The organism is Streptomyces sp. NPDC107765, from assembly GCF_055657085.1.
Genome location: NZ_JBVKBL010000013.1, coordinates 242,213 through 254,385 on the forward strand (window position 1 = coordinate 242,213; position 12,173 = coordinate 254,385).

The 12,173-nt window shown below is 69.0% G+C and carries 11 protein-coding genes, 1 tRNA gene and 1 other RNA gene; 2 read left to right on the forward strand and 11 right to left on the reverse strand.

Translation table 11 applies throughout. From position 1 onward, the window contains the following. Positions 1-42 precede the first annotated feature (42 nt). The 8 genes from ACZ7MX_RS29110 to ffs form a co-directional block, all read right to left on the reverse strand. Entirely contained in the window at positions 43-705 is a 663-nt protein-coding gene (locus tag ACZ7MX_RS29110; protein ID WP_199812566.1) for a SigE family RNA polymerase sigma factor, read from the reverse strand. A 409-nt stretch (positions 706-1,114) separates the two neighbouring features. Further along, complete coding sequence (locus tag ACZ7MX_RS29115; RefSeq protein ID WP_472136252.1) at positions 1,115-2,341, reverse strand: aspartate-semialdehyde dehydrogenase; 1,227 nt, start codon at positions 2,339-2,341, stop codon at positions 1,115-1,117. Continuing rightward, on the reverse strand, positions 2,338-3,609 hold the full coding sequence (locus ACZ7MX_RS29120) for an aspartate kinase (protein WP_030813352.1): 1,272 nt from the start codon (positions 3,607-3,609) through the stop codon (positions 2,338-2,340). The genes ACZ7MX_RS29115 and ACZ7MX_RS29120 overlap by 4 nt, the downstream gene beginning before the upstream one ends. Positions 3,610-3,922: 313 nt before the next feature. Then, positions 3,923-4,600 carry a DUF5063 domain-containing protein gene (locus ACZ7MX_RS29125; protein WP_362137283.1) on the reverse strand — a complete coding sequence of 226 codons (678 nt, stop codon included), beginning with the start codon at positions 4,598-4,600 and terminating at the stop codon, positions 3,923-3,925. Continuing rightward, positions 4,593-5,192 (reverse strand): recombination mediator RecR, encoded by a 600-nt coding sequence (gene recR / locus ACZ7MX_RS29130; RefSeq protein WP_006604196.1) that lies wholly within the window; start codon positions 5,190-5,192, stop codon positions 4,593-4,595. The genes ACZ7MX_RS29125 and recR overlap by 8 nt, the downstream gene beginning before the upstream one ends. Positions 5,193-5,267: 75 nt before the next feature. After that, positions 5,268-5,618: a YbaB/EbfC family nucleoid-associated protein gene (locus tag ACZ7MX_RS29135; RefSeq protein WP_078866577.1), complete on the reverse strand. Its 351-nt coding sequence runs from the start codon at positions 5,616-5,618 to the stop codon at positions 5,268-5,270. Between the two features lie 250 nt (positions 5,619-5,868). Then, positions 5,869-8,454, reverse strand: a complete 2,586-nt coding sequence (locus tag ACZ7MX_RS29140; RefSeq protein ID WP_472136255.1) for a DNA polymerase III subunit gamma and tau — start codon at positions 8,452-8,454, stop codon at positions 5,869-5,871. Between the two features lie 60 nt (positions 8,455-8,514). Next, an RNA gene (gene ffs / locus ACZ7MX_RS29145) (signal recognition particle sRNA small type) lies at positions 8,515-8,613 on the reverse strand. 130 nt (positions 8,614-8,743) lie between these two features. On the opposite strand from ffs, the gene ACZ7MX_RS29150 reads away from it, so the two are divergent. Beyond that, positions 8,744-8,831 (forward strand) — tRNA-Ser (locus ACZ7MX_RS29150). Between the two features lie 177 nt (positions 8,832-9,008). After that, entirely contained in the window at positions 9,009-9,233 is a 225-nt protein-coding gene (locus tag ACZ7MX_RS29155) for a hypothetical protein (protein WP_472136257.1), read from the forward strand. A gap of 262 nt (positions 9,234-9,495) precedes the next feature. Here the strand turns inward: ACZ7MX_RS29155 and ACZ7MX_RS29160 are convergent, their stop codons facing one another. From ACZ7MX_RS29160 to ACZ7MX_RS29170, 3 genes are read right to left on the reverse strand one after another with little or no spacing between them, the layout of a single operon-like run. Further along, complete coding sequence (locus ACZ7MX_RS29160) at positions 9,496-9,858, reverse strand: hypothetical protein (protein WP_472136258.1); 363 nt, start codon at positions 9,856-9,858, stop codon at positions 9,496-9,498. Between the two features lie 8 nt (positions 9,859-9,866). Continuing rightward, positions 9,867-11,378, reverse strand: a complete 1,512-nt coding sequence (locus ACZ7MX_RS29165; RefSeq protein WP_472136259.1) for a CdiA C-terminal domain-containing protein — start codon at positions 11,376-11,378, stop codon at positions 9,867-9,869. Beyond that, entirely contained in the window at positions 11,375-11,674 is a 300-nt protein-coding gene (locus ACZ7MX_RS29170) for a WXG100 family type VII secretion target (RefSeq protein WP_472136261.1), read from the reverse strand. Before ACZ7MX_RS29170 ends, ACZ7MX_RS29165 begins: the two co-directional genes overlap by 4 nt. Positions 11,675-12,173 lie beyond the last annotated feature (499 nt).

Genomic DNA, 12,173 nt, shown 5'->3' on the forward strand with positions numbered 1-12,173 from the left:
AACCCGTGCCCAACGGCCCGTACCGGCCGTACCTGTTGCCACTCATGCCGGAGCCTCCATCGCGACGCGGAGCGCCGCGATGCCCCGCGACCCGTACGCCTTGACCGAGCCGAGCGATATGCCCAGCGTCTGCGCCACCTGCGCCTCGGTCATATCGGCGAAATAGCGCAGCACCAGCACCTCGCGCTGGCGGCGCTGCAGCCCGCGCATCGCCTTGATCAGCTGGTCCCGCTCCAGCAGGTCGTAGGCGCCCTCCTCCGCGCTGGCCATGTCGGGCATCGGCTTGGAGAGCAGCTTGAGGCCGAGGATGCGGCGGCGCAGTGCGGAGCGCGAGAGGTTGACGACCGTCTGCCGGAGGTAGGCGAGGGTCTTCTCGGGGTCGCGCACCCGACCGCGCGCGGAGTGCACCCGGATGAAGGCTTCCTGTACGACGTCCTCGCAGGAGGCGGTGTCGTCGAGGAGCAGCGCGGCGAGACCGAGCAGGGAGCGGTAGTGCGCGCGGTAGGTCTCGGTGAGGTGGTCGACTGTGGTGCCCACGGCCATCGCGTCGTCAGTGTCCCCACGCTGAGAAGGAATCTGCGCGGGACGCGTGGTGGGCCAGGGCGCGATCACTGGCATGCCCCCGACTGCACGGGGCCGCTGCGGACGCACTGCCGCGCCTGCCGCGCCCGCCGGGGCGATGGTGAATCCGAGTACCTCTGCCACGCCTGTTGGACACGCTTCCCCCCATAAGGGTTGTACGCGCAAGGCACCGCTTTTGACGATGCATCAAATGCCCTCATGCGTACCAGCTCTTCCCGAATGCCCCATTTATCCAGATGAGTTCGCCCCGACACCCGGGGGCTCACATGCGCAGACCCGCAGGCATCCCGGACCACCCCTCGGGATGGCCACAAAGACGCTCCCCGCCGAACTGCCGGTTGCAGTGTGGCGGGGAGCGAATGGTCGAACAGATCGTCAGCCCAGATCAAGAGGTACGGACCAGCGATTCGCTCACAGGATCTTCACACGTCCATCAAAGTATCCCCCAGACGGTCGGCCCGCCACGGCCAATCCCGCCAACTCACCCCTCCACACAGCCGACCAACGCCCCCCCTGGGCCGACCAACAACCCTCACCGGGCCGACTGACAACCCCCTCGGTCCGAGCCCCGCGCGCCCCGCTCCGCCCGAGCCCCCCGCGTCTCCCGCAGTTCCCCCGCCACCAACTCCCCGATCTGGGCGGTGTTCAGAGCCGCGCCCTTGCGGAGGTTGTCGCCGCACACGAACAGTTCCAGCGCCCGCGGATCGTCCAGGGAGCGCCGCACGCGTCCGACCCACGTCGGGTCCGTGCCGACGACGTCGGACGGGGTGGGGTATTCGTCCTCCTCGGGGGCGTCGCACAGCACGACGCCGGGGGCCGCCGCCAGGATCTCGTGGGCGCCGCCGACCGTGACCTCGTTCTCGAAACGGGCGTGGACGGTCAGCGAGTGGGTCGTGAGCACCGGGACCCGCACGCAGGTCGCGGCGACCGGCAGGTCCGGCAGTCCGAGGACCTTGCGGGACTCGTGACGGACGTCGAGCTCCTCCGAGGACCAGCCGTCCTCCTGGAGCGTGCCGGCCCAGGGCACGACGTTGAGCGCGAGCGGCGCCGGGAACGGCCCCAGGGTGTCGCCGACGGCCCGCCGTACGTCACCGGGCGCGGCTCCCAGGTCCGTACCGGACACCGCGGCCAGCTGGGCCCGCAGCGTCTCGGCGCCGGCCCGGCCGGCCGCGGAGGCGGCGTGGTACGAGGAGACGATCAGCTCGCTCAGTCCGTACTCGGCGTGCAGCGCACCGAGTGCGACGATCATCGCGAGGGTGGTGCAGCCGGGGCCGGCGAGGATGCCGCGCGGGCGCACCCGTGCCCTGTGCGCGTTGATCTCGGGGACGACCAGCGGCACGTCCGGGTCCCGCCGGAACGCGCGCGAGGAGTCGATGACCACCGCGCCCTTGGACACCGCGACCGGCGCCCACTGCGCGGCGACCTCGTCGGGGACGGCGAACATCGCGACGTCGATGCCGTCGAGGGCGTCCTCGCTCAGCGGGACGACCTCCACCTCCGCGCCCCGTACGGTCAGCTTGCGGCCGACCGGGCCCGGGTCCCCCCTGCCCGAACGCAGGGGAGGGCTTGGGGGAGCGATCAGCCGGATCTCGCCCCAGATGTCGGCCCGCTCGGACAGGATGCCGAGCAGGACCGAGCCGACGGCGCCGGTGGCACCGACGACGGCGAGATCCGGCTTGCCGGCCGGCTCCCGGGCCGTGCGGGCCTGTGCCCCCGCCGTATCAGCGAGGGACGGACGGCCCGCCTCGGCCGGAATCATCGACCGGTGCCGCCATAGACCACGGCCTCGTCGCTCTCCGAGTCCAGACCGAACGCGGTGTGCACGGCGCGCACGGCCTCGTTGACGTCATCGGCGCGGGTGACGACCGAGATGCGGATCTCGGAGGTCGAGATGAGCTCGATGTTCACGTCGGCGTTCGACAGCGCCTCGAAGAACGTCGCGGTGACGCCCGGGTTGGTCTTCATGCCCGCGCCGACCAGCGAGATCTTGGCGATCTGGTCGTCGTAGCGCAGCGAGTCGAAGCCCACCGCGGCGCGGGTCTTCTCCAGGGCCGCCACGGCCTTGCGACCCTCGGCCTTGGGGAGGGTGAAGGAGATGTCGGTCAGACCGGTCGACGCGGCGGACACGTTCTGCACGACCATGTCGATGTTGACCTCGGAGTCCGCGATCGCACGGAAGATGCGCGCGGCCTCGCCCGGCTTGTCCGGGACTCCGACGACCGTGACCTTCGCCTCGGAGGTGTCGTGTGCGACGCCCGAGATGATTGCCTGCTCCATCGGCTGGTCCCCTTGCGGTTCGTTGCTGACCCACGTGCCCTGCAGCCCGGAGAAGGACGAGCGGACGTGGATCGGGATGTTGTAACGGCGTGCGTACTCGACGCAACGGTGCAGCAGCACCTTGGAGCCGGAGCTGGCGAGCTCCAGCATGTCCTCGAAGGAGATCCAGTCGATCTTCCGGGCCTTCTTGACGACCCTGGGGTCGGCGGTGAAGACACCGTCCACATCGGTGTAGATCTCACAGACGTCGGCGTTCAGCGCGGCGGCCAGCGCCACCGCGGTGGTGTCCGAGCCACCGCGCCCCAGCGTGGTGATGTCCTTCTTGTCCTGGGACACGCCCTGGAAGCCGGCGACGATGGCGATGTTGCCCTCGTCGATGGAGGCCTGGATACGGCCCGGGGTGACATCGATGATCCGTGCCTTGTTGTGCACGGAGTCGGTGATGACACCGGCCTGGCTACCGGTGAAGGACTGCGCCTCGTGACCGAGGTTTTTGATCGCCATCGCCAGCAGGGCCATGGAGATCCGCTCTCCGGCGGTCAGCAGCATGTCGAACTCGCGCCCCGACGGGATCGGGGACACTTCCTGCGCGAGATCGATCAGCTCGTCCGTCGTGTCGCCCATCGCCGAAACCACCACGACAACCTGGTTGCCGTTCTTCTTGGCCTCGACGATTCGCTTGGCAACGCGCTTGATGCCCTCGGCATCCGCAACGGATGAGCCGCCGTACTTCTGCACGACAAGGCCCACGTGCGCTCCTCGCAACTGTCTCTTCGGGAGTTTCCTCCCGGACCCCCGGAACATGGGGGTACTGCGGTCGGCTCAGTCTAACGAGCAAGCGGAGTCCGCCCTGCCGTTATCACATGGTGAGACGCGTCCGTGAGACGGACCGTCCGTGCCGCACGTCGGGAGACGCCCGGCCCACCGCGTGATCTCCCGCCGGTCGGTTCCGCGTGGCGCACCGTCGCGCCCGCTCGGCGAGCACATGCCCGCTACGGGCCGGTACACACGGAAAGGTAACCCAGGTCACAGCCACCGGCCCGGCAGCCCGCCACTCCCGGGCTCAGGTGCCCCGCAGCTCCCGCAGCCCCAGCGGCCCGGCGATCTCCGCCGCCATGACCTTGCCGGCCTCCTCCGCGAGCCGCTCCTCGTCACCGTCGCCGTTGACGCCGCTGTCGGTGTCCAGCCCGTCCAGCTCGTCCAGCGGCTGGTCCAGGCGTACGTGGGCGACCAGCGACTGCAGCGCCCGCAGGGCGGCCGAGGCGGTCGGCCCCCAGTTGGTCAGGTAGGAGAACTGCCACCACCACAGCGCCTCGACGATCCGCCCGGCGCGGTAGTGCGCCAGCCCGTGCCGCAGGTCGGTGATGATGTCCGCCAGGTCGTCCGAGATCCGGCAGGCCACCGGCTCGCTGCGCGGCACGTACGGGTCGAAGACCTCGGAGTACACGTCCACCGGGTCGAGCAGGACGGCGAAACGCTCCCGCAGCTCGTCCACATCGGGCTCCGGCCCGGTGTCCGGCTCGTAGCGCTCCTCGGGGACGATGTCCTCGTGCGCGCCCAGCCGGCCGCCGGTGAGCAGCAGCTGGGAGACCTCCAGGAGGAGGAAGGGCACCGCGCTGTCCGGCTCGTCCCCCTTGGCGACCTCCGTGACCGCGACGATGAAGCTCTCGATCGAGTCGGAGATCGAAACGGCGAAGTCGTCCGGGTTCTGTCGCGCGTTGTGCAGCGTGGCATCAGACATCGAGAAGTCTCCTCCCTTCGAAGGCCCGCCCGAGCGTGACCTCGTCGGCATACTCAAGATCGCCTCCGACCGGCAGACCGCTCGCCAGTCGCGTCACCCTCAAACCCATGGGTTTGATCATGCGGGCCAGATACGTGGCCGTGGCCTCGCCCTCGAGATTCGGGTCGGTGGCCAGGATCAGCTCCGTGACGGTGCCGTCCGCGAGCCTGGCCAGCAGTTCCCGTATCCGCAGGTCGTCGGGGCCGACGCCCTCGATGGGGCTGATCGCGCCACCGAGGACGTGGTAGCGGCCGCGGAACTCGCGGGTCCGCTCGATCGCCACGACGTCCTTGGGCTCCTCCACGACACAGATGACCGCCGGGTCACGCCGCGGGTCCAGGCAGACCCGGCACTGCTCCTCCTGCGCCACGTTGCCGCAGACGCTGCAGAACCGGACCTTCGCCTTGACCTCCATCAGCGCGTTCGCGAGCCGGCGGACATCGGTCGGCTCGGCCTGAAGGATGTGGAAGGCGATCCGCTGCGCGCTCTTGGGACCGACGCCGGGCAGCCTGCCCAACTCGTCGATCAGGTCCTGGACCACGCCTTCATACACGGAACGTCTTCTCTCTCTTCTGCCGTGCTGCGTACGCTAGTTGGCTACTCCTCAGAAAGGGAGACCGGGGATTCCTCAGAAAGTGAGGCCGGGGATGCCGCCGCCACCCAGACCCTGGGCGAGCGGACCGAGCTTCTGCTGCTGGAGCTGCTGGGCCTTGGCGTTGGCGTCCCGGACCGCCGCGAGCACGAGGTCGGCGATCGTCTCGGCCGTCTCCTCCGCGGAGTCGGTGTCGACCGCCTTGGGGTCGATGACCAGGCCCTTGAGCTCACCGGAGCCGGTCACCGTCGCCTTGACCAGGCCGCCGCCCGCGGAACCCTCCACGGGCGTCTCCGCCAGCTCCTGCTGGGCGGCCGCAAGGTCCTGCTGCATCTTCTGGGCCTGCTGGAGCAGCTGCTGCATATTGGGCTGACCACCGGGGATCACGACGTGACTCCTGCCATACGACAACGATTGTGCGGTAGCCCGAGCCTACGTGTTTCAACGCCCCGGCGCCCTACGCCGCAGGGAGGAGCACACGTGTACGTCCGGTGTACGTCCGCCTCCGCGGCCACGCACCGTCACGACCCCTGACGCACCGCTCCTCCCGCCGCGTGTCATGCCGTACGTGCTGCCGCATGTGCTGCCGTATGCCCTGCTGTCCCTGCCCCCGTTTCCCCGCCCACGCGGCGCCGTCCTACTCGTTGTTGAACTCCTCGATCACCGTCGCACCCAGCTCGCGGACGATGAGGTCGTGCCCGCTGAGCGCGGAGTCCACGAGGTCGGGGTCGTCCTCGGCCGGCATGTCGTACTCGATCGACATCGGCGGGGGCTCGGGGGTGTACGAGGGCTCCACGGCGGATGCGCCCGGGGCGCCGCCCGCGGACGCGGACGGGGCCACGGCCTCCCGCGCCATCCGGGCACCCTGACCGCCCCCGCCGGTGCCACCACCGGCACCGCCGCCGGGACCACCGGCCGGCCCGCCGCCCTGGCCGTACGAACCGCCGTACGCCCCGCCGGACGCCGCCGGCGCCGCCGGGCCGCCCTGCGAGGACGGGGCCTGGGGTACGGACGGCTGCGCCGGCGCACCGCCGAAGCCGCCGCCCCCGCTCCGCGGCGCGCCACCGGCCGGCGGATTCGCGCCGCCCGACGGGTCGACGATCGCCTCGACCCGCCACTGCACCTGGAACCGCTCGGCCAGGACGTCCTTCAGCACGTCCTCGCTGCCGCCGTTGGCGAAGCTGTCGCGGGCTCCGGCATTGGGGAAGCCGATCTGCAGGGTCGTGCCGTCGAAGCCGGAGACCTGGGCGTTCTGGCTCAGCAGGATCCAGGTGAAGCGTCGGCGGGCCTTCACCGCATCCAGGATGTCCGGCCACATCTGGCGCACCTGGGCGGCACCCTGCGCCGCCCCCGGAGCCGGCCCCCCGGCCTGCGGTCCGGGCCCTGAGGCCCCACCGGGCACGCCACCGGACGGGCCGCTCGCGGCCGGCGGCCCGGCGGGCGTCCGGCCGGCCTGCGCCGCCGGCACCTGACCGCCGCCCTGCCCCGGCGCCACGGCCGTGGGCCAGCCCCCGGGCTGCCGCGCCGCACCACCGCCACCGGCTCCGCCGCCGTTGCCCGCACCAGCGCCGCTCGGGGCACCAGAGGCGGCACCACCGGAGGCGGCACCACCAGGACCGGCGCCGGCACCCGTGCCCGCACCGCCCCGGCCCGTCCCTCCGGGCCACGCACCGGGCCGCGCCGGGCCACCCTCACGGCCATCGGCCGGCCCACCGGCCTGCGGGGCCACGCCCTCGCCGCCCTGCGCGCCCCCCGCAGCCGGGGCGTCCGGCGCCGAGGCAGCAGCAGGAGAGGGAGCAGCAGGAGGAGCCGAGGGGGCAGCGGGAGGGGCCGAGGGAGCAGCGCCCGACCCCGTGCCCCGTACCGCGGCCCGCGCGGCAGCCGGCCCCGACGGGCCGCCGGGGGCCGGCATCGGCGGATGCGCCTCCGGACCGGCTACGTATCCGGCCGCGGGCCCGCCACCGGACGCCACGACGGGCACCGCCGCACCCCCGGGGCCCGCCCCGGGGCCGCCGGGCATGCCACCGGGGCCGCCCGCACCCGCACCGCCCAGCAGCGCCGCGCCCGCGCCGCGCTCCAGACGGTCCAGCCGCGCCTGCACCGACCGCTCGTCGTCGTACGCCGCGGGGAGCAGCACCCGCGCGCAGATCAGCTCCAGCTGGAGCCGCGGCGAGGTCGCGCCGCGCATCTCCGTCAGCCCCGTGTTGACCAGGTCGGCGGCGCGGCTCAGCTCCGCCGCCCCGAACACCGAGGCCTGCGCCGTCATCCGCTCCACGACGTCCGCGGGGGCGTCGATCAGCCCCTTCTCCCCCGCATCCGGCACCGCGGCCAGAATCACCAGGTCCCGCAACCGCTCCAGCAGATCCGCCACGAACCGGCGCGGATCGTTCCCGCCCTCGATGACCCGGTCCACGACCTCGAACGCCGCCGCCCCGTCCCCCGCGGCGAACGCCTCCACGATGGAGTCCAGCAGCGAACCGTCGGTGTACCCGAGCAGGGCCGTGGCCATGGCATATGTCACACCGTCGGCGCCCGCCCCGGCGAGCAGCTGGTCCATCACCGACATCGAGTCACGCACGGACCCGGCACCGGCCCGTACGACCAGCGGCAGCACCCCGTCCTCGACCGGGATGTCCTCCTGCCCGCAGACCTGTCCCAGGTACTCGCGCAGCGTCCCCGGCGGCACCAGCCGGAAGGGATAGTGATGCGTCCGCGACCGGATCGTCCCGATGACCTTCTCGGGCTCGGTCGTGGCGAAGATGAACTTCAGGTGCTCCGGCGGCTCCTCGACCACCTTCAGCAGCGCGTTGAAGCCCGCCGACGTGACCATGTGGGCCTCGTCGATGATGTAGATCTTGTACCGGCTGCCGGCCGGCCCGAAGAACGCCTTCTCCCTCAGCTCACGCGCGTCGTCGACACCACCGTGGGACGCCGCGTCGATCTCGATCACATCGATCGAGCCCCGCCCGTTCCTGGCCAGGTCCACGCACGACTGGCACGTCCCGCAGGGCGTCGGAGTGGGACCTTCCTCACAGTTCAGGCACCGGGCCAGGATCCGCGCACTGGTCGTCTTGCCGCAGCCGCGCGGACCGCTGAACAGATACGCGTGGTTGACGCGGTTGTTCCGCAGCGCCTGCTGCAGCGGATCGGTCACGTGCTCTTGCCCGATGACCTCGGCGAAGGTCTCGGGGCGGTAGCGGCGGTACAGCGCAAGGGACGACACGCTTACGACGATATCGGGCCCCACCGACAATCGACCGGCCCCGATCCACCGGGCCCCGCAAACGCAAGCGCCCCTCACGCACCCGCCAGAGCCGACCTACCCTTGCTGCCTTCCGGCCCTGGGGGAGTTCAGTCAGATAGCGCCACGTGAGGGGCTGCGACCCACCCTAGCGGATCCCACCCCCAACCCACGAACCCGTCCCCCACCCCGCCCCTCCTCCACCCCCTCCCGGACCCCGCCCCCGGATCATGTTCGCGAGCACTCCCCAACGTCTTGTATTGTTTGCGGCGGAGGATTCGCCTAGTGGCCTAGGGCGCACGCTTGGAAAGCGTGTTGGGGGCAACCCCTCACGAGTTCGAATCTCGTATCCTCCGCCAGTGCTCTCACCGGGCACGATGTCGAAGGGCCCCACCGTTCGCGGTGGGGCCCTTCGACGTTCTCCGTCTCAGTTGACCGATAAGCCCCCGCCGGAGACCGCGGGAACCTAGCGTGGGCGCACGGCGCGTGACTCAGGGGCACGGATGGGCAATAGCAGAGCTGCTTGGGTGCTTGGTGTGGCTGCCGCGACCATCGCGCTCGGGGGCTGCGGCGGCGAGGCGCACCACGACCCGCCAAAGCGTCCGAAGCCCGCTAGGAGCGTCGATGAGTACGAGCAGAGGTGGACGAAGCCGTACGCCGAGACCCCCTGTGGCGACTACCTGAGCAAGATGGACGATCACCCCATCACGACCTGGGGTGACCTCATCTGGTCGATGAACGAGGACGCCTACAGGTACTGACGGGCTGCTGCGCATGTCTCGGCGATGGCCTCAGGGGAGAGCGGAGAGCCCACCGCCGAGACACATGCGTCTACGCCTCCCCCTCCTGTGCCGCCTCGCCCCAAAGGGCGCCAGAGATCTGCTTGGCGAGGAAGAAAACCGGCGGCTTCGCGCACGGGGGTCGTGGGTCAATATGCGGAACCCGACGGCCCGATGTGACGTCATGGGTGGATCCAGATGTGCACATGGCGCGCGAGTGCATCGATCCTCGAAGGGGGCGATTTCAGAGAGGGGGGCCGGCGGAGTCGATCAATTTCTGGAGATCCAGTACGAGCACAAGCGAGTACTTACCGGTATCGGCGAGATTGCGGAAGATCTGTTTTGCAATAGCTTCCTGGCGCTCGATGTCGCGATCGAAATCTCGAACGGTCAGCATCGAGTCATATTTTTCGAACGGAATCCCGTGATCTTCTTCATATTCATGATCGACCTCTACTTCGACCGCCGCTCGATCGAGAGGGGCACTGAAGTCTATGAATTCATCCTCTGCTGGTCGCAACGTCACGCCGCAGGCAGTGGAGATGTCCGCGATCATGGGGTCGACTGGATAGCCAGGATGAATGAAGATGTAGTGGTAGTTGCTCATATGCGCTCCTATGGCCAAACGATGTTGAAGCCGTCCCCAACGATCCTGATGAAGTCCATCCGGCCGGGCGGGTTGTTGCGTAGGAATTTCTCCAAACCCTCGCGTGCATCGCCTTCGCTGAGCCCGCTCCCACGCGTATCTATGATGGCATCCCGCGCCTGCTTCTTCGCCGAATTGAGCTGATTTTTTACCGTGTTGGCGCGGGCGCCTGGCTGCAGGCTCTTGAACTCTGTGGGTGTTCCGTCTACCTCGGAATCTGCAGTTTTTACTCCATCGACTTCGGATTCCTTGATCGCCTTTACATGCTTTCCCTCAGACTCAAGCAGTTCGGCAATCTTGCGTTCCTCCGGGTTGAAGGGCTTCTCCGACTCGTCGATTTTTCCGGGCTCTGGTTCTTCGGGAGGCGGTTCTTCGCCTCCGCCATTCTTCGGCGGCTTGCTTCCTCCGCCGCCTCGGCCGCCCACACCGGCGGGTTCGCGGGCTTCGGTTTCGGCGAGTTCGCGTTCGAGGACCTGGCCGACTTCGGTGGTCTCGGCGTCGACCGCCTCGAACTCGGGGACACTCTCGGCAGCCGCTTGGAGGTAGGTTTCCAGGTCGGCGATCATGTCGGTGCCGATGGTGGCGAGGGCGTCGTCGAGGGCGACTTCGACCCCGCCGAGGATCGCGGCAGCTTCTGCGCCGTCGAGTGCGGCAGCCCCAGCATCCGATGTGCCGCCGGTGAAAGGGGTGAGAATGAGGCCCAGGGCAGTCGTGACCGTGATGGCGACGCCTGCCGCACCCAGTTTCCACTCAGCATCGCTGTGGGCTTCATCGATGGCGTGGGCGAAGGACTCGCAGGCTTTGGCGAGTTCGTCGCAGGCGTGCTTGGCCGCGGACAGCGGTGCCTTGCCGGCGCGCTGGCCGCCTTGCCAGATCTGCGCCCAGAAGTCGGCCATTGCGTCGATGGAGTCGTCGTCGCCGTTGTCGGTGATCGATCGCACCTGCTGATGCAGGCCAGTCCCGATGTTGTCGATCTCGGTGGCTGCGTTCCGGTAGGCGGTTGCTGCCAGACGCAGCATGTCCTGGTGGCCGTTGGGCCAGTACTTGGCGATGACGTCGGGGACGCCGCTGTCGCCCGGCCCGATGGCCGAATCCAGGTCGGGATATATCACGTCTGTGAGCACAGGGGGTGCCGGATATTGCTCCGGCCCACCCTTCGATGCCTTGGCGTTGGAGTGGTGGTCGGCCTTGAGGTAGTTGTTGGCCGTGGTCACCAGCCCGGTGGAATGCTGACCGATCGCGCGTACAGCGGCGGACAGCGTACGGAAGAGAGCATTGGCGGCCGGGTCGTACTTCTTGCCGAACTTGTGGCCGTAATCGTCATTGCCCGCCATGCCCGCGAAGTTCTGCAGCGCAGCGTTGAGTTTTGAGGAGACCGTTTCGAGGCGGTCCTGGCCCTTGGCGAACATCAGAGCTACGCGGTGCAGGTCATCCGGATGCAGGTCGATCGGCTTCCCGCCATGACCGGAAGAGCGGCTCATCGGCCCCTCCCCCACATGCGCAGGTTGGCGGTCCGTGCCGCCGAGTAGTTGCCGTGCGCGGTGTGCACGGTTTTGTGCAGCGCGCGGACGGCACGGTGAAGGCTGCGTGAGGCGGCACGCCATTGCTGGAAGTAGACGTCGAACGCCTGCCGGGCGTCACCGTCCCAACTCTCGGATACCCGGCTCACAGCCTGGTCCAGCTCCGTCAGGTGCTCTTGGAGCGACTTGGCTATGGAATCGAGCTCATCGGTGGCCTCAGCCAAGGTCCCGAAATGGACCTTTAACTTGCCTGGCATGTATTTCCCCCCGGATGGACAACCGAAGGGAGTCTGCCAAGTGATCGGGTCCGATTTGGAGCATCTGTGCGGTTGCGGGGTCTTGAGGTGGCAGATGTTGGCGCGATCATGGATCGCAATTGATCGCCTCTTGGTAGATGCCTTACTGATCAAGGAAGTTGAGGTTGCCCTGGGCGATCCCTCGCCGGTGAGCAGAGGTGCCCACCGGCTGGAGTCCTGGCACACCTTGGACCAATTCGGCCTAGATGACGCAGACGCGGACAAGGTCGTCACGAGCGGAGACGGCTTTGCCGAATGTCCGGGGCCGCGGTTGTGCCTATGAGCGGAGCCCTGGGTCGAGCACGGTGGGGACACAGCGAAATCCTGTGGCGTTGTCGCTCATCGCCGAAGATGCTGTCGGGGCAGCGTCCCATCTCATCTCCTCCGCACTCGCCCAGCAGGGCGGGTGAAGGCCCCGACCAGTTCGCCGGTCGGGGTCTTCGTCGTTCTTTGCGCCTTC